This window comes from Candidatus Methanoperedens sp. (genome assembly GCA_027460525.1).
Taxonomy (GTDB): Archaea; Halobacteriota; Methanosarcinia; order Methanosarcinales; family Methanoperedenaceae; genus Methanoperedens.
In genome coordinates this window covers 90979-113054 of sequence record JAPZAS010000004.1, presented here as the reverse complement: position 1 = coordinate 113054, position 22076 = coordinate 90979, and the positions used below count along the sequence as shown (strand labels likewise).

At 43.8% G+C, this 22076-nt stretch carries 31 protein-coding genes, 1 tRNA gene and 1 pseudogene; 22 read left to right on the top strand and 11 right to left on the bottom strand.

Going from position 1 to position 22076, the window contains the following annotated elements; translation table 11 throughout:
- Window positions 1-16: 16 nt before the first annotated feature.
- The 4 genes from O8C68_01760 to O8C68_01745 all read right to left on the bottom strand — a co-directional run bounded on the left by O8C68_01760 (window position 17) and on the right by O8C68_01745 (window position 1546).
- Window positions 17-91, bottom strand: a tRNA-Pro gene (locus O8C68_01760).
- Between the two features lie 107 nt (window positions 92-198).
- Window positions 199-408, bottom strand: coding sequence for a hypothetical protein (locus O8C68_01755; GenBank protein ID MCZ7394526.1), 210 nt, complete (start codon window positions 406-408; stop codon window positions 199-201).
- Between the two features lie 5 nt (window positions 409-413).
- Window positions 414-680, bottom strand: a complete 267-nt coding sequence (locus O8C68_01750) for a hypothetical protein (protein MCZ7394525.1) — start codon at window positions 678-680, stop codon at window positions 414-416.
- 38 nt (window positions 681-718) lie between these two features.
- The gene (locus tag O8C68_01745; protein ID MCZ7394524.1) at window positions 719-1546 is read right to left on the bottom strand and encodes a DNA glycosylase; all 828 of its coding nucleotides are present in this window, start codon (window positions 1544-1546) and stop codon (window positions 719-721) included.
- Window positions 1547-1611: 65 nt separating this feature from the next.
- On the opposite strand from O8C68_01745, the gene priS reads away from it, so the two are divergent.
- The 10 genes from priS to O8C68_01695 all read left to right on the top strand — a co-directional run bounded on the left by priS (window position 1612) and on the right by O8C68_01695 (window position 7823).
- Entirely contained in the window at window positions 1612-3012 is a 1401-nt protein-coding gene (priS, locus tag O8C68_01740) for a DNA primase catalytic subunit PriS (protein MCZ7394523.1), read from the top strand.
- The gene (locus tag O8C68_01735; protein MCZ7394522.1) at window positions 3005-3634 is read left to right on the top strand and encodes a hypothetical protein; all 630 of its coding nucleotides are present in this window, start codon (window positions 3005-3007) and stop codon (window positions 3632-3634) included. The genes priS and O8C68_01735 overlap by 8 nt, the downstream gene beginning before the upstream one ends.
- A 5-nt stretch (window positions 3635-3639) precedes the next feature.
- Window positions 3640-3924 carry a 50S ribosomal protein L44e gene (locus O8C68_01730; GenBank protein MCZ7394521.1) on the top strand — a complete coding sequence of 95 codons (285 nt, stop codon included), beginning with the start codon at window positions 3640-3642 and terminating at the stop codon, window positions 3922-3924.
- Window positions 3925-3926: 2 nt separating this feature from the next.
- Entirely contained in the window at window positions 3927-4100 is a 174-nt protein-coding gene (locus tag O8C68_01725) for a 30S ribosomal protein S27e (protein MCZ7394520.1), read from the top strand.
- Window positions 4100-4894, top strand: a complete 795-nt coding sequence (locus O8C68_01720) for a translation initiation factor IF-2 subunit alpha (GenBank protein MCZ7394519.1) — start codon at window positions 4100-4102, stop codon at window positions 4892-4894. Before O8C68_01725 ends, O8C68_01720 begins: the two co-directional genes overlap by 1 nt.
- A 2-nt stretch (window positions 4895-4896) precedes the next feature.
- Window positions 4897-5052, top strand: a complete 156-nt coding sequence (locus tag O8C68_01715) for an RNA-protein complex protein Nop10 (protein MCZ7394518.1) — start codon at window positions 4897-4899, stop codon at window positions 5050-5052.
- Window positions 5049-5810 (top strand): proteasome assembly chaperone family protein, encoded by a 762-nt coding sequence (locus O8C68_01710; GenBank protein MCZ7394517.1) that lies wholly within the window; start codon window positions 5049-5051, stop codon window positions 5808-5810. The genes O8C68_01715 and O8C68_01710 overlap by 4 nt, the downstream gene beginning before the upstream one ends.
- A gap of 135 nt (window positions 5811-5945) precedes the next feature.
- The gene (locus O8C68_01705) at window positions 5946-6254 is read left to right on the top strand and encodes an MscL family protein (GenBank protein ID MCZ7394516.1); all 309 of its coding nucleotides are present in this window, start codon (window positions 5946-5948) and stop codon (window positions 6252-6254) included.
- 161 nt (window positions 6255-6415) lie between these two features.
- The gene (locus O8C68_01700) at window positions 6416-7042 is read left to right on the top strand and encodes a flavodoxin family protein (protein MCZ7394515.1); all 627 of its coding nucleotides are present in this window, start codon (window positions 6416-6418) and stop codon (window positions 7040-7042) included.
- On the top strand, window positions 7035-7823 hold the full coding sequence (locus O8C68_01695; GenBank protein MCZ7394514.1) for an ABC transporter permease: 789 nt from the start codon (window positions 7035-7037) through the stop codon (window positions 7821-7823). Before O8C68_01700 ends, O8C68_01695 begins: the two co-directional genes overlap by 8 nt.
- On the opposite strand, the gene thrC is transcribed toward O8C68_01695, so the two are convergent.
- Window positions 7824-8963: a threonine synthase gene (gene thrC / locus O8C68_01690; protein ID MCZ7394513.1), complete on the bottom strand. Its 1140-nt coding sequence runs from the start codon at window positions 8961-8963 to the stop codon at window positions 7824-7826.
- Between the two features lie 265 nt (window positions 8964-9228).
- Between thrC and gyrB the strand changes: the two genes are divergently transcribed.
- The 8 genes from gyrB (at window position 9229) to O8C68_01650 (ending at window position 16263) form a co-directional block, all read left to right on the top strand.
- Entirely contained in the window at window positions 9229-11130 is a 1902-nt protein-coding gene (gene gyrB / locus O8C68_01685; GenBank protein MCZ7394512.1) for a DNA topoisomerase (ATP-hydrolyzing) subunit B, read from the top strand.
- A 2-nt stretch (window positions 11131-11132) separates the two neighbouring features.
- Window positions 11133-11738, top strand: a complete 606-nt coding sequence (locus O8C68_01680) for a hypothetical protein (protein MCZ7394511.1) — start codon at window positions 11133-11135, stop codon at window positions 11736-11738.
- Window positions 11739-11746: 8 nt separating this feature from the next.
- A complete protein-coding gene (locus O8C68_01675) occupies window positions 11747-12064 on the top strand; it encodes a nucleotidyltransferase domain-containing protein (protein MCZ7394510.1) in 318 nt (105 codons plus the stop codon).
- 132 nt (window positions 12065-12196) lie between these two features.
- Window positions 12197-12559: a nucleotidyltransferase domain-containing protein gene (locus tag O8C68_01670; GenBank protein ID MCZ7394509.1), complete on the top strand. Its 363-nt coding sequence runs from the start codon at window positions 12197-12199 to the stop codon at window positions 12557-12559.
- A gap of 47 nt (window positions 12560-12606) precedes the next feature.
- Entirely contained in the window at window positions 12607-15096 is a 2490-nt protein-coding gene (gyrA, locus tag O8C68_01665) for a DNA gyrase subunit A (protein MCZ7394508.1), read from the top strand.
- A complete protein-coding gene (locus tag O8C68_01660; GenBank protein MCZ7394507.1) occupies window positions 15093-15215 on the top strand; it encodes a hypothetical protein in 123 nt (40 codons plus the stop codon). The genes gyrA and O8C68_01660 overlap by 4 nt, the downstream gene beginning before the upstream one ends.
- A 47-nt stretch (window positions 15216-15262) precedes the next feature.
- Entirely contained in the window at window positions 15263-15952 is a 690-nt protein-coding gene (locus O8C68_01655) for an FRG domain-containing protein (protein ID MCZ7394506.1), read from the top strand.
- A gap of 47 nt (window positions 15953-15999) precedes the next feature.
- Window positions 16000-16263, top strand: a complete 264-nt coding sequence (locus O8C68_01650; protein MCZ7394505.1) for a CopG family antitoxin — start codon at window positions 16000-16002, stop codon at window positions 16261-16263.
- A 98-nt stretch (window positions 16264-16361) separates the two neighbouring features.
- On the opposite strand, the gene O8C68_01645 is transcribed toward O8C68_01650, so the two are convergent.
- On the bottom strand, window positions 16362-16739 hold the full coding sequence (locus tag O8C68_01645) for a type II toxin-antitoxin system VapC family toxin (GenBank protein ID MCZ7394504.1): 378 nt from the start codon (window positions 16737-16739) through the stop codon (window positions 16362-16364).
- Window positions 16736-16951 (bottom strand): antitoxin VapB family protein, encoded by a 216-nt coding sequence (locus O8C68_01640; GenBank protein MCZ7394503.1) that lies wholly within the window; start codon window positions 16949-16951, stop codon window positions 16736-16738. The genes O8C68_01645 and O8C68_01640 overlap by 4 nt, the downstream gene beginning before the upstream one ends.
- Before the next feature lie 501 nt (window positions 16952-17452).
- On the opposite strand from O8C68_01640, the gene O8C68_01635 reads away from it, so the two are divergent.
- The 3 genes from O8C68_01635 to O8C68_01625 are packed head-to-tail and all read left to right on the top strand — an operon-like array spanning window position 17453 to window position 18721.
- Window positions 17453-17962 (top strand): hypothetical protein, encoded by a 510-nt coding sequence (locus O8C68_01635; GenBank protein MCZ7394502.1) that lies wholly within the window; start codon window positions 17453-17455, stop codon window positions 17960-17962.
- Window positions 17963-17982: 20 nt separating this feature from the next.
- Window positions 17983-18243 carry a hypothetical protein gene (locus O8C68_01630; GenBank protein ID MCZ7394501.1) on the top strand — a complete coding sequence of 87 codons (261 nt, stop codon included), beginning with the start codon at window positions 17983-17985 and terminating at the stop codon, window positions 18241-18243.
- A 43-nt stretch (window positions 18244-18286) separates the two neighbouring features.
- The gene (locus tag O8C68_01625) at window positions 18287-18721 is read left to right on the top strand and encodes a nucleoside deaminase (GenBank protein ID MCZ7394500.1); all 435 of its coding nucleotides are present in this window, start codon (window positions 18287-18289) and stop codon (window positions 18719-18721) included.
- Between the two features lie 134 nt (window positions 18722-18855).
- Here O8C68_01625 and O8C68_01620 read toward each other — a convergent pair.
- The 3 genes and pseudogenes from O8C68_01620 to nth form a co-directional block, all read right to left on the bottom strand.
- A pseudogene (locus tag O8C68_01620) lies at window positions 18856-19451 on the bottom strand (aldolase).
- 4 nt (window positions 19452-19455) lie between these two features.
- On the bottom strand, window positions 19456-19902 hold the full coding sequence (locus O8C68_01615; GenBank protein ID MCZ7394499.1) for a 3'-phosphoesterase: 447 nt from the start codon (window positions 19900-19902) through the stop codon (window positions 19456-19458).
- Between the two features lie 5 nt (window positions 19903-19907).
- The gene (gene nth / locus O8C68_01610; protein MCZ7394498.1) at window positions 19908-20543 is read right to left on the bottom strand and encodes an endonuclease III; all 636 of its coding nucleotides are present in this window, start codon (window positions 20541-20543) and stop codon (window positions 19908-19910) included.
- A gap of 103 nt (window positions 20544-20646) precedes the next feature.
- Between nth and O8C68_01605 the strand changes: the two genes are divergently transcribed.
- Window positions 20647-20910, top strand: a complete 264-nt coding sequence (locus O8C68_01605) for a hypothetical protein (protein ID MCZ7394497.1) — start codon at window positions 20647-20649, stop codon at window positions 20908-20910.
- Between the two features lie 45 nt (window positions 20911-20955).
- Here the strand turns inward: O8C68_01605 and O8C68_01600 are convergent, their stop codons facing one another.
- Entirely contained in the window at window positions 20956-22059 is a 1104-nt protein-coding gene (locus O8C68_01600; GenBank protein ID MCZ7394496.1) for an SAM-dependent methyltransferase, read from the bottom strand.
- Window positions 22060-22076 lie beyond the last annotated feature (17 nt).

Here is a 22076-nt window from a genome sequence, read left to right as displayed (position 1 = left end):
TAGCAATATAGTTACATGGGGCCGCTGAGATTTGAACTCAGGTCTCATGCACCCCAAGCATGAAGGATGGACCAAGCTACCCTACGGCCCCTCGGTTTGATGAAACCAGTTCATCAAAGGTGCACAGCCTTAGATATCCTGTCAGTATTTTATTCTTTCTGATTGAAAGGAAGGTTCCTATGAAAATGGATACTACCATTACCTGACTTTAAAAACAACTTTTTTACCTTTCAATTTTCTATACACTGCCCTACTCACTGGAATTTCAATTTGCTTGTTCTTGATAAGCAGTTTTGCTTCCCTTTCTTCGATTATTTCAGGTTCAAGTCCCCATTCATCAACCTCATAGGTCTCTCCGATTTTTAATTTATTGAGGTCTTTCAATGTCTTGATATTTGCTTTCTCCATCAACATCACTTTGCCTTTTTCCGATATAAAGCCTTCTCATCCTTTTCACTAGGTCGAACTGTAACGATTTCGTAGAACAAACCCATATCCTCTAAAATGATAGTGAGATACCTCCCGGACTTACCTCGCCCAAGGAATTCATATCGATTTCTGCTGACCCTCTTAACATACTTCGGCTTGTCCAGTATTCCTTCAAGTTCTTCTTTGGTCACTGGATGCTTTGAAGTAAAATGCTCTAAAGCACCGGGTCGGAGTAAAAGTCGCATTTTCATATCATTTTACCTCACATTCCTCGTTCTTGCCAATTATATCACAATAACTTACCCAGATCCGCCATATACAGATATTCCTGTGCATAACCGCAATATTTCCCGAAATAATTTCGCGCAAATCCGGCTATCTCCTCTCTCATTTTACTCCTGGAACCTTTGAACTTGTCGCTGTAAAACCTCTCCATTATCTGTTCGATATGCGTATCAACAGGGAATGATTCAAGCTTTCCGAACGCGAAAAGCAGCACGCAATCAGCAATCTTGTTCCCCACACCTTCGATTTTTATAAGTTCTTTTCGCCCATCCATATACGGGAGGTCTTTTATTCCATAAAGCTCAAATTCGCCGTTTTCTATCATGGATGCGATTTTCAGGACGCGCGGGGCACGAAAACCAAGCCTGCACTCTTCCATGTCGCAAAGTTCGAGCCCTGCAAGCACCTCAGGCGCAGGGAATGAATAATAGCCTCTCCCGATTTCCCTTCCAAAGCATTCGCACATGCGCCGGATTGAATTTTTGATATTCCTGATTGTATTATTGCTTGAGCAGATATACGATACAAGGCATTCCCATGGATCCTGGCGGATGAGGCGCAAACCCCTGTATTTTTTGATTAGCAATGCTATTTTTTCATCCCTGTTGACGGACGCATATATTCTATCCATATCGTCATCGAGCCTGAAATAATCCCGGATGAATTTCTCGCCAAGAGGTGAATCAATTATAAGCTCGTCGCCTTCCTGTTTTGCCCTTACAATCTCGCCCGATACAACTCCAGTCCACCAGTCATTTTTTTCCCATCTGAAAACCTGACCGCATGAAAGAGTATGGTCAAGATTAAAATCCCTTGTATCGATACGGTACACACTCAAGCATCATACGCAGGAAAGAAATACATTACGGTTTTAAAGTTACAGGACAATAAAATCCTGTGAACTTCAGGACAAAACAGTATCTTCGGAAAAGATTCGGGGATTATTATAGAGCCAGCAAGCTTACCCTGCCGCCGGAGCTGGCAAGGCGCGAATGGGGCTTTATATTTTTTGACGAGCTGCCCGAGGTGGTGATGCGACGACACAAGGCTTTTAACTCAGAAAGCGAAGCGCTTGAGTACCTTGGAAGTATGGTGCCAGCGCATGTGTATCATTCCGCAGCATATTACCGGTTTCCGGGCGCAGCTACCATGAAGGAGAAGCAGTGGCAGGGCGCTGACCTGATTTTTGACCTTGATGCCGACCATCTGCCGCAGAAGCCAAAGTCTTATGCAGAGATGCTGTCCAATGTGAAAGCTGAAACCATCAAGCTTCTTGATTTTCTTCTTGAAGACTTTGGATTTTCGGAGGATAACATGAGCATTGCTTTTTCGGGAGGGCGTGGGTATCATATCCATATCCGAGACCCGAAGGTAATGATGCTTGAAAGCGCAGAGCGGCGGGAGATTGTGGATTATGTTAGCGGGACTGGATTATCGATTGATTTTTTGTTCAAACCAGCAAAACATAAAGTTTATGATACAGGAAAATTCAGGAAAAAAGAATTGCAATCATCAAGAAGGATAGCCTCTTTTGAAGAAGTGACGGGAGGATTTGGGTGGGGGAAACGCATCAGTCAATACTTAATTCATTTTTTGAAGGATATTTCTAAGAAAGATGACGAGGATGCTATAAATGACATAATAGAGCTAATCAAGAGCTATAGATTGAAAAATGCATACTCTGAAAAACTTCCAGTGGATATTGTAGAACGAATAATCCAGATGAAAAACGAAAATCGCAAAATTGGTTTGCTAAAAATTGCAGATGATGTCGGAGTCGCGACAGAGAAAATACGTGATGTTTTGATAGCAAATGATATGTGGGATTTTAAGGCAGAAGCTTCCATAAAACTAAAAAACCTACAAAAAATTGCACGAAATCCAAAAAGCTTAGAGATGATAGAAAATAAAGGTTTCATCGATGATTCAATTATTTTTGATGCAATTGTGCAAAAGGCAATAGAAGAGAATAGCATTAATCTTGGCAGCGCCCATACCGACGAACCCGTCACCGCAGATGTAAAGCGCCTCATCCGCATGGCTTCATCCCTGCACGGCGGCTCAGGAATGCGGGTTGTGCCGCTCAGTCTGGCTCTTCTCCCAGAGTTTGAGCCGCTCAATGAGGCTGTGGTATTCGGGGAAAACGAGATAAAAATAGAAGTTATTTCCCCGTTGAAACCTCAAAATTCAGTGGTCGAGATGAAAGGAAAAAGCTTTACAGTGACAGAAGGTATCAATACCCTGCCTGAGTATGCGGCAGTATACCTGATGTGCCGGGGGGCAGCCGAATATGCCTGAAAAATCCAGTATCAACCTTAACAATATTCTAAGAGATGAACGGAAATCAAAACTCGTTCCCCTTGAAAGCGATTTCTATGAGAAAGCAGCAAGGCAGATACACGAACTTGAAGAAGAAAAAAGCAGGATTGAGGACATATACAGCACGAAGTATGCAATCATTGAAGATGAGATTAAAACAGCAAGGAAATCATTAGAGAACATTATCGAGAGGCGGACGGGCAAGATAATAAAAGAAGCTTCCCTTCGCGCATCATCCAAACAGAAAGAAAAACAGGATATCGATTCATTAACACAGGAGGAACGGGAGTTCTATAATCGCCTTCTCGCGCTCGTAACGCAATCGCGCGGTGAACTCCTTGAAAAAATCTTCAAAAAAGAAAAACAACCTCCTCATACGATTTGTGAAGATGAGACTAAGGAAAAAGAATCTTCCGAAGGCAAAAAGGATATAAGTAAAGAATACATTGTCGTGCGTTTGCTAAAAGACATTCCGACGTTTGTCGGAATCGATGGACGCAATTATACTTTAGCAAAAGAAGATATCGCTGTTTTATCGGCAGTGAATGCTAAAGCATTAATAAATCGCAAAGCAGCTCAACAAATTACAGTTAAAAGGTGATATTCATGAAAATACCCAAGAACTTCAATACTTACTGTCCTGTCTGCAAAACCCATACACCTCATGTAGTGGAAAGGGTAAAGAAGGGACAGGCTTCGACATTAACCCGTATATCGAGGCAGAAGTACAGACATACTGGCATAGGGAACTCGGGCAAATTCTCAAAAGTGCCGGGCGGAGATAAGCCCACAAAGCGTGTAAACCTGAGGTACAGATGCACAAAGTGTAAAAAAGCGCACCTTAAGCCCAAATGCTTCAGGGCAGGGAAATTTGAACTTGTGGAGTCTTGAATATGGAACCTAAAAGCAGATTTTTAAAAGTCAAATGCAATGACTGCGAGAACGAGCAGATAATTTTCGGGAGCGCCAGCACGCCCGTAAGCTGCCTTGTATGCGGAAGAACTCTTGCCGAGCCCGCTGGCGGGAAGGCGTTCATCAAAACCCAGATAGTTGAGGTTCTGGAGTAATGGAAAGAAGCGGATGGCCAGAGACAGACGACCTTGTTGTATGCAGCGTTAAGAGGGTTACCGATTTCGGGGCGTTTGTAGAACTGGATGAATACGGGCATAAAGAAGGCTTAATCCATATCTCGGATGTAGCTTCGGGCTGGGTCAAGTACATCAGGGACCATGTCAGGGAAGGGCAGAAAATAGTATGCAAGGTACTGTATGTGGATACAGCCAAGCACCACATCGACCTCTCGCTCAAGGACGTGAATGAACACCAGCGCCGTGAAAAGATACAGGAGTGGAAGAACGAGCAGAAAGCTGAGAAATGGATACAGTATGTGGCTAAAACCACAAAACTTGGAAACGAAGACCTGAATAAGTTGATAGAGCTATTCTATGGGAAGTTCGGCAGCGTTTATTCTGTTTTTGAGAAATCAAGGCTCGAAGGGGTGGCGGTACTAACAAAGATCGGAGTGGGCAAGGAAGTTGCCGAGGCTATCGCAAAGGTTGCAAACGAGAACCTGAAGAAACCCCAGGTGGATATTTCCGGCTATATTGACCTCACAAACTATCTTCCAGACGGCATCGAGCACATAAAAAAGGCTTTGATTGCAGCAGGCAGTGTGGATGGGGAGGATATCGGTGTGAAAATTGCATATACCGGAGCGCCAAGGTACAGGATTCATGTTACAGCACCTGATTATAAAAAAGCTGAGAGCGTGCTTAAAAAATCGGCACAGTCAGCGATTAAGATTATTGAAAAGGCAGGCGGAAGCGGCGAGTTCCACAGATATAGTGAGCAAAACAGCTAAACATGGTATCGAAAATAAAAAAATGTGCCTGCGGGAGATACACGCTGAAAGAAGTCTGTCCTGTGTGCGGCTCTTTGACAAAGTATTGCCGACCGGCACGATTTTCCCTTGAAGACAGATATGGCAAATATAGAAGGATAACCAAAAAAGAACCATGATTAAAACAACCATTTTACGCAGTAAAAAACCGAGGCTGAAAAACCCCGTACTTGTAGAAGGGCTGCCTGGAGTCGGGCATGTGGGGAAACTGGTAGCAGAGCACATGGTGGAAGAGCTCGGGGCGAAAAAGATAATGGAGATTTACTCTCCGCATTTCCCACCTCAGGTACTGGTTAATGATGACGGCACTATCAAACTCGTCAGAAATGAACTCTATGCGTATAAGTCCAAGGGAAAACACGACCTTCTGATACTGGTTGGCGACCATCAGAGCGCCACAAACGAGGGACATTACGAATTATGCGGCGTATTCCTCGATATCGCGGAAGAATTCAAGGTTGAGCGGATCTATGCACTCGGAGGCTACGGCGTAGGTCAGCTTGTTGAAACTGATGTTGTTCTTGGCGCTGCAAATAACATAAAACTTGTGCGGGAGCTTAAAGAATACGGCGTGGAATTCAGGGCGAACGAACCCGGCGGAGGTATTGTCGGCGCATCAGGACTTCTTCTTGGCTTAAGCGAGCTTCGCGGCATCGATGCTGCATGTCTCATGGGAGTGACCTCTGGCTACCTTGTTGACCCAAAAAGCGCCCAGGCTGTACTGAAGGTGCTGTGCAAGATTCTTGATATAGACGTGGATATGCAGGCGCTGGAAGAAAGGGCTGCTGAGATGGAAAAGATTGTTGCAAAGCTTCGGGAGATGGAGCAGGGTCAGATGCCAGCTTCCACGGATGAGGATTTGAGATATATAGGGTAGTTATAAACCGCAGAGTTCACAGAGGACACAGAGACAAAATACAATTCTCTGTGCTCTCCGTGTCCTCCGTGGTTGATTATGTTTTGCGGATGACTATATATCATTAAAACGATATCTGTTACAGGTGTGATTTATGTGGTAGAAGAAAAGAAATCCTTCATGCAGGAGTTTATAGACTTTTTGAACAAGTATGGAGTGATAGGGCTTGCCGTTGCGTTTGTCATTGGTGCAGCAGTTACCAAACTTGTGTCTGCCCTTGTTACAGACCTGATAATGCCGATTATCGCAGCTTTGCTTCCTGGCGGCGACTGGAGAGCTGCGACCCTGAATATTGGAAGCATAAGGTTCTTGGTCGGGGATTTTGTGGGGGAGCTCCTCGATTTCATAATCATCGCATTAGTGATATTCCTGATTGTGAAGTCTATCGTCAAGGAAAAGAAGTAAACAGGATATTTAGAAGGATTTTTCCAAGAAAATAATGTAAATATCAACTTTTTTCAACTTGCAACTGCCTCCAAGGATTATATTTAGAAAATTATTGTACTTAAAATTATGTCACAAACTATTTGATAAACTTGGGTTATAATCATAAAAGGTGAAACAGCGTGGGCGAAAAGATAAAACTCTACGGGATTTGCGGCAGCCCAAAAAAAGGCGCAACAGATTATATCGTGCAGGAGGCACTGGAATACGCAAAAGAGAAATACAATGCAGAAACGGAATACTTCTCTGCAATGCGGAAAAAATTAAACTTCTGCATCCACTGCGATTACTGCATTCGAGAGAAAAAAGGGTGCATCCACAATGATGACATGCTGGAGGTATATGAGAAACTCAAATGGGCTGATGCGCTCATAATCGGCACGCCTGTATACCAGGGAACGCTCAGCGGTCAGACAAAGGTAATAATAGACAGGTGCAGGGCAGTTGCCGCACAGGAGCCGCATTTTATCCTGAACAAGCCCGGTGCTGCTCTTGCCGCAGGTGGCGACAGGATAGGAGGGCAGGAAATTGCGATTCAGGCAATACTCAATTTTTATGTCATAAATGAAGCGCTGCCTGTTGGCGGGGGTTCATTCGGGGCAAACCTTGGCGGAACTTTCTGGTCAAAAGATAAAGGCGCAGAAGGTGCAAAAGAAGACGAGGAAGGATTAAAAAGTATGCGCAAGACCGTGAATAGATTGATGAAACTGGCTTTAACGATAAAGAAAACAAAAGAGACAGATGTTTAATCCAACCATCGAATCCGGAAGGATTGCCGCATCCTTTTACAAAAGCTGGATAATGGCTAAAAGGAATTTCTTCACCATTTTTGAGGTGCTATTCTGGCCTTTTATCGGTCTTATGTCCATCGGTCTTATGGGAAGCTTTTTCAGGCTCGACCCGAACACGATTTCGTTCATTCTCATAGGCGCAATCGCATTCAGCATAGTCCAGGTTTGCCAGATAGATATCGCATACGTAATGCTGTTTGATATGTGGAGCAAGAGCATAAAGCACACATTCATAGCTCCGGTGAGGGGGCACCACCTGATAATCGGTTCGCTGCTGTTCGGCATACTGCGCAGCAGCCTTGTGTTTATCATCCTGATGGCTATAAGTCTCTATGCTTTCGGATTTAATTTCCTGATTGCAGGCGTTATGCCGGTGCTGGTGTTTCTGGCAGGGCTTTTCCTGACCTCGGCATCGGTAGGGATTCTGGTCTGCATCTCGATACTCAGGTTCGGGCAGCGTGCAGAGGTGGCTGCTTGGACAATGACGGGCATAATGATGTTCATCTGCGGGATTTATTATCCTGTTTCTGTGCTTCCGCAGGCTGTTCAGGTCGTAGCAAGGGCGATTCCGCTTACGTATTTCCTTGAGTATATGCGTTCGTTCTATGGTTTTGGGGAGGCAAATATAATGCTCGGGTTTGGGCTTGGGATTTTCTATTTCGCCATCGGGTTAATTGCACTGGACAGGGCGATTATCATGGCGAGGCGGTCGGGGATACTGTTGCGACTTTCGGAATAATCACGCAATCCCGTACATATCCTTTAATCCGTGCCCTGTCGCAAGGCACACAGTCGTACCGCAGAGCTCGTTTTTAATAAAACCCGCATAAGCCACTGCGCCGCTGGGCTCGACAAATATGCCGTTCCTGGCAAGTTTATCTCTTGCAGAAAGCGCCTCCTTATCACTGACCTTGATTGCACAGCCTCCCGAATCCCGGATGGCACGAAGCGCAGCAAGACCGTCTATTGGGTCGCCGCATGCTATGGCTGTTGCTATCGTATCCGGGTTTCGCACCGGGATTATTTCCGAAAGCTCATTCTCCCATGCATGCACCACAGGGGCGCAGTTCTCAACCTGCACACCTACTATCTTCGGTATTTTATCAGTAATACCTACAAGCGCAAGCTCCCGGAAAGCTTCGTAAATACTCCATATCAGGGTGCCGTTACCCACCGGCACTACAACATACTCGGGCACATGCCAGTACAACTGGTCTGCTATCTCAAAACCCACGGTCTTTGTGCCTTCACTGCGCCATGGATAATCGCCTGTAAGGAACGAATCGCCATGGGAAAGAACATACTCTTCCGCCCGTTTCATTGCGACGGAATAATCCCCATCAACAATTATAGCCTCAGCGCCATAGGCTTTTATCTGTGTAATCTTTTCTCTGCCCACCATGTCAGGTATAAATACCGTGCACTCAAGTCCTGCAAATGCTGCATATGCTGCGATGGAAGCTCCCATGTTGCCCGTGGATGCAAGCGCCACCCTGTGTTTTCTGAACTCAAGTGCTTTGGTTATTTCAAGTGAAGAGCCGCGATCTTTAAAGGAGCCGGTGGGGTTTACAGCTTCATATTTTATGAGCAGCCTCCCGTTCTTGTCCAAACGTTTGTTCGAAAGTAAGGGAGTGCCGCCTTCTCCCATCGTTATTTTCTTGGAGAGGTCTTTTACAGGCATAAATGCCCAGTATTTCCAGTGGGTGGGCATATCCCGCATGAATTCATCGCGCAGAATTACTTTCTGTATGGACTTGTAATCGTATTCTGCGTCAACTGCGGAGCCGCATTCGCATCTCGGTATGGGAAGCCTTTCTATTTCATGGGGCTTATGCTTCCTCCCGCATCTGAAGCACTTGAAACCTGTAACATATACCATGAGTATTAATTCACACGCTTTTGTTAAATATTATTCGCTGATTAATCCAATAAACTTGATGAATTTAACACAAAAATCTGCGAAAGTTTTATTTTTATTGTTAATTTTGAAATAAAAATTGAAATCGCTATGCATTGAGGCAATAAGCTATATATGCTTTGAGAACAATTAGAGACGGAAGGAATTGAGCGGTCGAAGGAATGGAATGTTTAGATGCAATTAAAAAATTTATAATTATTTTTACTAGAATATAAAGGAATTTGATATGGCAGAAAATGAATACGGCGCAGAGCAGATACAGGTGCTTGAAGGGCTTGAGGCAGTACGCAAACGCCCCAGCATGTACATAGGCAGCACAGATGCCCGAGGGCTTCACCATTTAGTGTACGAAGTGGTGGATAACAGCATAGATGAAGCCCTCGCAGGCTACTGCAACAATATCGAGGTGACAATCAGACCCGACCACAGCGTCAGGGTGATCGATAATGGCAGGGGAATCCCGATCGAAGCCATGCCGAAGTATAATAAATCTGCACTGGAAGTTGTCATGACCATGCTCCATGCAGGCGGAAAGTTTGACAATAACGCCTATAAGGTCTCAGGAGGTCTCCATGGCGTTGGCGTATCCGTTGTTAACGCTCTCTCAGAATGGCTCGAGGTAGAGGTCAAACGGGATGGTAAGCTATACAAGCAGCGGTATGAGCAGGGGAAACCTGTTACCAAAGTAGAGGAGATAGGTAAAGCCGATGGAACGGGGACAACAGTCATATTCAGACCCGATAAAGCTATTTTCGAAACGCTTCAGTTCGATATTGAAATAATAGCAGGACGACTTCGTGAGCTTGCGTTCCTCAATAAAGGGCTGAAAATCTCAATCAAAGATGATTTTTCCCAGAAAGAGCAGGTGTTCCAGTACGAAGGAGGCATTGTATCGTTTGTTGAGTTCCTGAACAAGAACAAAAACCTGCTGCACGAGAAGCCAATCTATTTCCAGAAGCAAAAGGATTCCACAATAGTGGAAATCGCAATGCAGTATAACGATAGCTATACCGAGAACGTCTATACTTTTGCCAATGATATAAACACGCACGAAGGAGGGACTCATCTTGCGGGATTCAAGGCTGCCCTCACCAAGGTGTCCAACGATTATGCTAAATCAAAGGGGCTCCTGAAAGGCGAGGAAAAGCTGTCAGGAGAGGACGCGAGAGAGGGATTAACCGCAATAATCAACGTCAAGCTCACAAATCCCCAGTTCGAGGGACAGACCAAGACAAAACTCGGCAACAGCGACATCAAGGGCATCGTTGAGACGCTTGTTTCAGAAGGGTTATCGGAGTTCCTTGAAGAAAACCCAGCCGCAGCAAAGAACATTCTTTCAAAAGCGCTTGAAGCAGCCGAGGCGAGGGAAGCTGCAAGGAAGGCGCGCGAGCTCACGCGGAGAAAGAACGCACTTGAGGTTAGCTCGCTCCCTGGAAAATTGGCTGACTGCTCAGAGAAAGACCCGGCAAAGAGCGAGATATATATCGTGGAGGGTGATTCCGCAGGTGGAAGCGCAAAGCAGGGACGCGACCGAAAGTTCCAGGCGATACTTCCTTTGCGTGGCAAGATATTGAACGTGGAGAAGGCGCGCCTTACCAAGATACTGAAGAATGAGGAGATACGCGCGCTAATAACAGCCATAGGCGCGGGCATAGGCGAGGGAGAGGAATTCGATATTAATAAAGCCCGCTATCACAGGATTATCATAATGACAGATGCCGATGTTGATGGAAGCCATATCAGGACGCTTTTACTTACTTTATTTTACAGGTACATGCGCCAGCTTATTGACATGGGTTTTGTATATATTGCTCAGCCTCCGCTTTTCAAGGTCAAGAAGGGAAAGTCCGAGTTTTACGTGTATAATGAAGATGAACTCAATAAGAAATTAGCCGAGATAGGAAGGGAGGGTATTGCTATGCAGCGCTACAAGGGTCTTGGTGAGATGAACCCGCAGCAGCTCTGGGATACCACGATGAACCCCGGGACAAGGACGATGCTCAAGGTCTCGCTTGAGGATGCGATAAAGGCTGATGAGATTTTTACGATACTTATGGGCGATAAGGTGGAGCCGAGGCGGGAGTTCATCGAGAGGCATGCGAAGGATGTAAGGAATTTGGATGTGTGAATATGGTCGATTGGACATCATTTCCAATTTCTATTATTTATAGAGTATATTCTTATTTTAAGAAATATTTTGATTTAGATAAAAAAAAGAATGACTTGGATGTGAAAGAAAAACAACTTAAAATATGGGAAGAAGAACTAACTCGCTTGAAAAATATTAGCGAGGAGAATTCACATGACTATAAATCGATGATTGATTTTAATCTTCATAGCCCTTATGAAACATATATCCAGGCTGGAGACAATGTTCCATCGCCTAATTTAGAATTTAGGTTTTTTATTACAAATCACAGTCTATTTAATTTAAAAGTCAAAAAAATCCATATGAATCTTTATTTAGAGAATTTTGGTGAATTAGGTGAAATTAACATATCAAATGTCATTGATTTGCCACATCAACATACTCATGTCGATCGATTGAAATATCAACTGCATCCTAATACTATAAACATCTTAAAATCATTAAAAAGGGAAGGCAAAAAAAACTTACTTCGACTTAATCTACAACAGGTGCGGATAGATTTTGATGGAGATATGGTGTTTAGTAAGGATTGGCCTTACAATTTTATTTTAGAAATAGCAATGGACAGAGTTTACGTAACTTTGTGAGTAGAATCATGCAACCAATAACCGAAGAACTAATCCAGGAAATCAAAGACCGCATCGTCAGCGCCGTCCATCCCGAAAAAATAATCCTTTTTGGTTCATGCGCTTATGGAACCCCTACAAAAGATAGCGACTTGGATTTGTTAGTAATCCTTCCAACAAAAGAACCGATGCACACGAGAGTGACAAGGATAAGAAAATTGCTTCAGGACATAAGAATACCTAAAGAAATTATCGTTTACACTCCGCAGGAAGTTGAAAAATGGAAAAATGCATCTGCGGCATTTATTACTTCCGTCATGAAAAAAGGAAAGGTCATTTATGGATAATATATTTAAATTAAATAAAAAACCGCAGATAAACGCAGATGAACGCAGATTAGTTTCTCGGGTATCCATGTATGCGCCCGAAAGCATATGTGTGTGCGTCCTCCCACAGTGCGACTCCAGAGCTGATTCACAATGCCTTTAAACATCGCACAAATTTCAAAAGATAAAAAAATTCAGGACGCATTCACCGATATCATCCAGAGCATAATCAGCAACTATGCTCCACAGAAAATTGTGCTTTTTGGTTCTTACGCAAGAGGAGAAGCGCATGAAGGCAGCGATATAGACCTCATGTTGATAAAAGAAACCTCTAAAAGGTTCATAGATAGGATTGCAGATGTAATAAAGCTGAACAATACTCTCCTTACGCTTGAACCTCTGGTTTATTCTCCTTTAGAGCTTGAAACTATGAAAAAAGAAAAAATGGATTTCATAATGACCATTGAAGAAGAGGGAATTGAAATTTATGATGAAAGAAGCGGAAAGATGGCCTAATTTCACAATTAATAAATATTTAACTTATATCGATTTGAGCTGATACCATGACCGACCCAGAACCCAAAGACACACAGCAGAAACTTGTAGTTGAAAAAATCACCCCGGTAAATATCGAGGACGAGATGAAGCGCTCCTATATCGATTATGCCATGAGTGTCATTGTGGGGCGCGCGCTTCCAGACGTCAGGGATGGCTTGAAACCCGTTCATCGCCGCATCCTCTATGCGATGAACGAGCAGGGGATGACCCATGACAAACCATACAAGAAATCCGCAAGAATCGTGGGAGATGTTCTGGGTAAATACCACCCGCATGGTGATATCGCTGTTTACGATTCTCTCGTAAGGATGGTACAGGAGTTTTCGCTTCGTTATCCGCTTATCGACGGGCAGGGCAACTTCGGTAGTATTGATGGAGATAGTGCAGCAGCGATGCGATACACTGAAGTCAGGCTCGGAAAAATAGCAGATGAGATACTCGGGGACATAGACAAAGAAACCGTTGATTTCGTACCCAACTACGATGATTCATTAAAAGAGCCTTCAGTTCTCCCATGTAAGCTTCCCAACCTCCTCATCAACGGTTCGACAGGCATCGCGGTCGGCATGGCGACCAACATGCCGCCTCATAATCTTGGGGAGGTTATTGACGGAATTATTATGGTCATAGATAATCCTGCTGTCGAATGGAAAGAACTCATGACCGCTGTCAAAGGGCCTGATTTTCCCACAGCTGGATTCATATACGGACGGCAGGGAATTCAGGATGCGTACCAATTCGGTCGTGGCTCAATCAAGATGCGCGCCCGTGCAATAATCGAGGAAGAAAAGAACAAGGAACAGATAATTGTTAATGAGCTCCCCTATCAGGTGAATAAGGCAAAATTGATAGAGGATATTGCAGGTCTTGTGAGGGACAAGAAAATTGCGGGGATAACCGACCTTCGTGATGAATCTGATAAAGATGGTATCCGCATAGTAATGGAAGTATCAAGACAGGCGCAGGCGAACATCATTTTGAACCAGTTGTATTCGCATACCCAGCTTGAGACCACTTTTGGCGTTATCAACCTTGCACTTGTCGATGGGAGGCCAATTGTTCTTCCGTTAAAAGAAATAATTGTCCAGTATATTTCACACAGGAAGAATGTAATAATAAGAAGAAGCCAGTTTGAGCTCAAAAAGGCACAGCAGCGTGCCCATATCCTCGAAGGTTTGATAATTGCACTTGACAATATCGATGCGGTTATTAAACTCATAAAAGCTTCAAAGACACCGGATGATGCGCGTGTAGGTCTTATCGCAAAGTTCAGCCTGAGCGAAGAGCAGGCAAAGGCTATCCTTGATATGAGGCTTCAACGCCTCACTGGCTTAGAGCGCGAGAAGATAGACGCTGAATACAGCGAGCTTTTAAAAACGATTGCCTGGCTCAAGGACCTCCTGGCAAGCGAAATCAAGATACTTGCTTTGATAAAATCAGAGCTTTCCGACCTCAGGGCACGATTCGCAGATAAAAGGCGGACCGAGATCATCGAGAGTACAGGGGAACTCGTAACCGAAGACCTCATCCCGAAAGAGGATGACGTCATCACAATCACGAACAGTGGGTATATCAAGCGCATCGCCGTGGATGCGTACAAGCAGCAGCGCCGCGGCGGGAAGGGCGTTGTGGGCATGGAGACAAAAGAAGAGGATTTCGTAAGCGACCTTTTCATCGGCAACACGCACGACTATATTCTTTTCTTCACGGACAAAGGCAAGGTGTACTGGCTGAAAGTATATGCGATACCCGAGGCAGGGAGGCAGGCGCGGGGAACAGCGATAGTGAATCTGCTCCAGATTGAGCAGGGAGAGAAGATTAACGCCTATATTCCCATCAGCAAATTCGATGACAAGCACTATCTCTTGATGGTAACAAAGAAAGGGACAGCCAAGAAGACAGCGCTCTCAGAGTTCTCAAATCCAAGGAAGACAGGGATTATTGCCATATCGCTGGATGAAGGGGATAAGCTTGTTTCCGTGAAGCTCACTGATGGCAGCCGGGAGGTAGTAATCGGCACAAAGCACGGCAAAGCCATCAGGTTCAACGAAACTGGTGTTCGGGACATGGGGCGCGGTGCATACGGCGTCAGGGGCATGAAACTTGTGGGCGAGGACGATGTGGTGAGCATGGCAGTGGTGGAAGAGGGAGCGACGCTTCTCACTGTGACCGAGAACGGCTACGGGAAGCGCACGGGATTTGAGGAGTACCGCACCTCGAACAGGGGTGGGCAGGGTGTGATTACCATCGACGTGAACGTGAGGAACGGCAATGTTGTGGATATCAGGAGCGTTCATGAGGACGATGAGATAATGGTGACGACCTCGAACGGCATCGTCATCCGCGTGCCAGTGAGCGGGATTCGCGTGCAGGGCAGGAACACGCAGGGAGTTACGATAATGGATGTTAAGGAGAAGGACAGGGTGGTTGGGGTGGCGACGCTGGCGAAGGAAGAGAATGGGGAGGAGAAAGCGGTGCAGGAGAAGCTGGAATGAGGAAGGCAGGAGAGCAAACTATCAATTACATGGAAAGATTTGCATCTTTTAAAAATTTAACTGAAAAATTTACAATAAAATATTGTGATAAAAAACAGAACGCCCGTATCTCTATTTAGATGACCCTCGTATTCTTGCTAGATTTGCGGGATATCTCAAAAAAAATATAACAAAACCTGACTCAACATCAAAAGTTTTCCTTCGAGGTCAATATAAGGATGGTACCATGATACCTAGCCTTTTTAGAGAGGATATAACTAAGGAATTATTCAAAAGTCGATATTCAGCTTACAAAGAATTAATAACTTCCATTCAAAATGATTTCAAAAAACAACGATTTAAAAAAGATAGCGTTGGACCACTCTTACAAAATTATGGAATAAAAACGCCTTGGTTAGATTTGGTGGCTAATTTATACACTGCAATCTGGTTTGCGACACACAATCCAAAAAATGAAAAAACTAAGCCAAAATTTGGATGGATTTACTTTATTAGGACTAAGCTAGACAATGGCGCAGAGTTAAAGTATTATGATTTAAAAGAGGAGCAATCATCATTAAGCTTAAGATTACACGTTCAACATGGCTTATCTGCAACCAGAAAAGATCCAGCATGGAATTTTAATAATCGTTGCTTAAACGATTTTGTTGTAGCGACTGTTAAATTCCGTAACAATGATAAATGGAAACTAGAAGGGCCTCTTTTCGAGAAGAAGTATATGTTTCCAAGTGAATTATATGATAGTACATATAGATACCTTAAAGGTAATAAAAAATTCATAAACATAATTAACGACATTACAAATAAATACGATTTGTCTGATGGCGAATTAGGTAGAATTTACGAGTATATATAGAATTATTAAGAATCTTGATACAATTGCACGTGCAGAACGGAAGAAATATGAGCAAAAATAAAAGTTCAATATCGAAAGCACAGAGCTACAAAGAAATCGGTGAGTATTGGGACAAGCATGACCTTGCCGAGCACTGGGAAGAAACAAAACCAGCCGAATTTGAAGTTGATATTAAATCCGAAGTTACATACTATGCAGTTGACAATAAATTATCAGCAAAGGTTCAGGAATTTGCCAGGCAGCACGGTGTATCACCGGACACTCTTTTAAATTTGTGGTTGCAAGAGAAATTACAAGAGCAGAATACTTGAAGTGTAATCGTACTAACAGGTTTACAGGGTAAACCCCATCAAGCCTGCCGCCTCCACGCATGCGCGCCCTCCGGCTCGATGACAGGGCGGCGCCGCCCCTAAAACAGCATTAGCTCATCAAATCCTTCAAAGTGGTCTTTATTGAAAGTAAACAGCTTAAAACCCCGGTTTATCGCAACCGCTGCGATCATTGCATCAAACCTCGGAATCTTTTCACCTCTCTTCTCGGCTTTCACCTCAAGCTTTGCGGAGAGAATTGCATCGTTCTTGGTGAAATCAATAACTTCGAGAAATTTTACGTTCTCTATCTTTTTGTTATCAGCATACTTATACAGACCGAAAAGAATTTCATGGAGATTTAAAGATGTGAGGCTAATATCTTCTCCGGCATCCTCGATTTTCCTCAACGCTTCATCTCCTTTCTTCGAGTTCTTATCAAGGATTTCGATCAGTACATCAGTATCAACAAGAATCAATATCTTGTCTCCCTTCTTTTCACGGATAACTCTCCCAAAAGAGCTTCCTTGTTCATAAACTCAACAGAACCCCTCAATTCCCTGAGTTTATCGATGTTACTGCGGGATTTCACCAGGCGCTCGAAGAAATTGCTGAAGCTCTCATTTGTTCCCTTTATAGAGAGAAGCATTTTGTAAATATCTTCCTTTATTGTTATCGTCTTGGTTGCCATATGTCAACATATGTTCAAACATATATTTAACTTGCTGACAAAGCAGATTAGGACCGAAAGGATTATCAAAAGTTATTCAGCGACCTTTATATTCGTGTATGGAACTGCAGAAACCCACATCGCCCCTCCCTCATGCAGGCGCTCCTCCGGCTCGATGACAGGGCGGCGCCGCAGCACAACCACAGATGAATTGGGTTCGTATCAAGTTCGTACCCAGTTCGCGGCTAATAACCGTAATCCCGCTCAGAAAGAAGGGGTAATGCTTCGGAGAAGAGAGCGAAAGCTACCCTATTTTTTGTCAATCATACCACCAGCAGCATAATACAAAGTCTTATTAACTTTAAACAATAATATTAAAATTGGGACATTAAGGGACGAATTTCACGTGGAATCCCATATAGTGTGGATGTGGTAAAATTGAATATTGGAGGTAATCAGAACCAAAAGTCATTATATACTTATCTGATAATTTTAATAATAATTACTATAATAAATTCGCTTTTGTCGCGTTTTGCCGTAATTACCTGGCAGATTGCCCAGGGAGTTTCAGGATTATACTTTGCAGTTGCCTTCATGATTGCCTTTGCGCTATGGTTTGGGGTTTGGGGCGCAATTGCAGCATATATTGGATGTTTTATAGGAGCCGGGATGAGCACAACAGGTCTGCCACCCAGTGTCAATGTCTATTGGTCTTTAGCCGATTTCTGGCAGGTTTTGATACCATTGATAGCCTTCAGGACATTAGGTGCAGATGCGGTTCTTAAAACACAGAGGGACTTTTTAATATTCCTGGTTTTTGGCGTGGTGTTAAATAATCTTGTGGGGGCTGGATGGGGTGCAAGTACGCTTGCAGTGGGCGGGATTATTTCATGGAATAATGCTCCTGATATATTCGCCAGCTGGCTCATCGGCGATCTGATAGTAACTATCGCGATTACCCCATTGCTGCTCAGATACATTACGCCTCACATTAAAAAATCTGGAGTATATGTTAGAAATTATTGGATTTAAACAAGAGGAGGTGATGAGAAATGGCATTTATATGGGATCCGATCACCGCAGTAAATCTGGTGCTCAGCGTAATAATACTGGTCTTGGGCTATTGGGGCTATAAAAAGAGCAACGATAAGGTGCCTCTTTATGTTGGTGTAGCCTTCGGGCTCTTTGGCGTTTCGCATCTTGCAACACTGCTCGGCCTTGCACAAAGGATAGTAAGTATGTTAATAATAATCAGGACGCTTGCCTATCTGATAGTTATATTTGCTGTGAATAAAATAGCATTTAAGCGATAAACATAAAAGATATTCAGGCAAATATCGAAGAGAGAAGTCAGTTATGGATGTCTATATTGAAGCGGCTATTGAAGAAGCCAAAAAGGGGTTAGGTGAGGGTGGAATTCCAATCGGTTCCATCCTTGTGAAGGATGGGAAAATTGTCGGGAGAGGACACAACAGACGCGTTCAGGATAATGACCCGATAATGCATGCGGAAATTGATTGCCTGCGTAATGCCGGAAGAATTGGCAGATACAGCGGGACAGTTCTTTATTCCACATTGATGCCCTGTTATCTTTGCGCCGGAGCGATCGTCCAGTTTGGGATTAAGAAAGTCATTGTAGGAGAATCTGAGACCTTCGCAGGCGCCAGGGAATTTATGGAATCTCAGGGTGTTCTGGTAGTCGATTTGAACAATGATGAATGCAAGCAATTGATGAACAAATTCATATGGGATTTCCCTCTGCTATGGAAAGAAGACATCGGAAAACTTTGAGCTATTAAAATCTTTATTGTATCGATGCTTTGTAGCATGATTACCTTATTTTCTATTAGCACGTATACTTCTTGCCGAAGTACTTTTTTGAAGAAGTATACATTTAACCCAACCAAAACCAGCGACCTTCCCCATCAAGCCTGCCCCCCGCCCTCACGCGGGCGCGCCCTCGATTGGATTATTTTCTTCGCAAGATCGAAGTAATACTTCAACTTACAGCTATGCTCTATCTGTGCCGTAATAAAATAAGCTTCCTCAAGTGCTTTTCCAACTGCAAAAATGCCATGTCCGAAAATGATAGCCCCTTTGTGGTCTCTTAACGCGTCTGAAGTGCTTTTCGCAAGCTCTGGCGTCCCTGCGACGCCTCTCACTACAGGAATCTCAAGCAGGAAGTACTGCCCTTCGATATTTACCGGAACAATCTTATCTTCTTCAGCAAGCAGCGACTCAACAACAGCAAAAAGTGGATGAGCATGGATAACCGCAAGCGCCGAAGTGTATTTGTTATCGACCTGTGAACTGTCACCTCTGATGATGCGATATTATCGAGGCTCGAAGGCTTATCTATATCCACCTCCACAACACTTTTCCCGGATATCCCATCAAGAGGAGACCTGGTTTTGGTTATGAGCATTTCGCTTCCTGTGCGGACACTGATATTCCCGAAATGCGACTCCACAAGCCCGTGCTCAACGAGTCTCTTCCCGAATTTTGCCATGTCAGGCCACATGTTTTCATTTCCTTTTAAAGAAGAGCCAGGAATCCTTTCCTCTGAACCTTGTTTTTATCAGGGCGTACTTGCCCATTAGCTTTCGTCCTTTAAGTTCAAAGAGCAGTTCATCGCCCACATCTTTTTCAAGATTGAACTCGCCTTTATCCCAGATGCGCACTGTCCCGGCCCCGTACATACCTTCAGGAATTATGCCCTCAAAGTCTGCATACTCAAGGGGATGGTCTTCTGCCTGGATGGCAAGACGCTTGACGCCCTCCTTGTCCGGCGGCTCCTTCGGCACAGCCCATGAACGCAAGACACCGCCCATCGCAAGGCGCAGGTCATAATGCAGGTGCGAAGCGTCGTGTTCGTGCACTACGAAAATATTCCCACCACTTCTTTTCCCGCCGCCTTTTGGTTCGGGCGATTTTGAAAAATCCCTGTGTTTCTGGTATTCCTCAAGCGTCATAAACATCATCCGAAGGTAAACGCGCTCGGACAGACCTTGTTCAAAAAGCATATCTCGCACTTTGGTTTTTTGGCAATGCAAATCTCTCTTCCATGCTGAATCAGCCGGAGCGCAAAAATATCCCACTCGTTTCTTGGAACGGTCTTCATAAGGTCTTTTTCGATTTTATCTGGATCCGTGTTCTTGGTGAACCCAAGTCTTGCAGAAACCCTTTTCACATGCGTGTCCACTGCAATTCCCTCTCGCTTCCCGAATGCGCTTGATAATACGATGTTCGCAGTTTTTCTTGCCACGCCAGGCAGCGTAATCAGGTCTTCCATGGTGTCAGGAACTTTTGAGTTGAAATCATTAACCAGAATCTCGCACAGTTTTTTTATGTTCTTTGTCTTATTCCTGTAAAAACCCGTAGAATAGATGTCCTTTTCAAGTTCTTCCTGCGGAGTTTTTACATAATCCTGTGGCGTCCTGTACTTTTTGAAGAGGGTCTTTGTGACTTTATTTATCTGTTTGTCCGTGCTCTGAGCAGAGAGAATGGTGGCGATCAGCAACTCCAGAGGATTTGAAAAATCAAGAGCGATCTTGACATCAGGGTAATTCTTTTTTAAGAGTGCAACGATTTCATTAACCTTTTCATCCGCCATGATTTGTATTATACGATGCAAGATAATTAAGACTTTTGACCGATACGTATAAATTATAGTATTGTTAATTAATTTTCTATATAGATTTAATGGAGGTAAGAGTATGGCAAAGAAAAAAGCATCAAAATCCACCATATCATCTTCGTCTTCATGGTGGAAGGAGAGAGGTAAAATTATGGCAAGTGCTAAAACAGTTGCAAAGACCGCAAAACCCAAAGCAAAAAAGAAAGTACAGGCAAAGAAGGCTAAGAAAGCAGAGAGAGGCATGGCATATGTCTGCGATGTCTGCGGATGCGAAGTCGTATGCGTTTCAGACAGTGCCGGGAATGTTGTTTGCTGCGAAGAACCGATGAGTTTAATCTTCTAAAAATAACATTTTAAATTTTTATTTTAATTTTTCTTTTTTACTCTACTACATCTTCCAACGACTTTGAAACTTTACCCCCGATAGCTCTTTGCACTTTACACCTTTTTTCTGTATCAGCACTTTAAAGGTCTCGCCCATCTCCATGATTAGAGTCTTGACCTGAAGCAATCTTTTGTGATAGTCTTGCGGGTTGGTTTCCTGTAATTTTTTCAGATATTCCTCGATACCAAGTCCGAATAAGAAATGCGCCAGGTCGGTGAATCCGCAGAGCTCCACTCCATTTTTACTGCCAAAGTGAGCTAATGCCGAGAAATTTACATGGGAGGTTATATCCTGCTCACCGATGTGCTGGTAGGGATTTTCACCTGAAGTGTGTTTATAATAACACATGAGCGTCCCTTTATTCCTGTACTCCTGATATAACTCCGAGGAAGGGTAGCCGTAATCAATAGTGATGACAAATCCTTTTTTTAAGGCAGATGCAACTTCTTTTATCCATTTTATCGCATCAAGGTTTATTTCAGTCCTGTATCCATAAGGCAAAACCACGTTGAGTTCAGCGAGATAATTTTTAAGTTCTTTCGATGCAGGTTTCAGAACCTCGAAAAAATCGTTATTATAATCCACGTACACTTCCATAAGTTCACTTTCCATAGTTACTGCATGCACCGGAAAAGCATCCACAAGCTCGTTTGAGAACACGCAACCGGTAATGCCTGAAACCTCGTGTATGGAATCACACCACCTTACCCTATCACCCAGCCTCTTTCTCTGCTTTTCACGCATCGCAGGACTTTTTTCCACGATGCAGTAATCAAGGCTCTTGTATAGCTGATTTTTCTCAAGATAATAGAGGATATCATACGAAAGAAGTCCGGTTCCTGCCCCCATTTCAACGACCGTGAACCCTTCTTCTCCAAGGATATTCCACATCTCCCCGATTTGTTTTCCAAGCATTTCGCCAAAGGCAGGGCTGATGTTAGAACTGGTGTAGTAATCCCCTCTTTTTCCTATCTTATCTTTTGAAGAAGTGTAGTATCCAAGCTCGGGGTAATACAGCGCCATTTCCATGAAATCGCGAAAGGGTATGGCGCCATTTTGCCGGATTTTTTTTATTAGAATTTCGGACAACTCCGTATCTGCGTTCATCTGCGTTCATCTGCGGT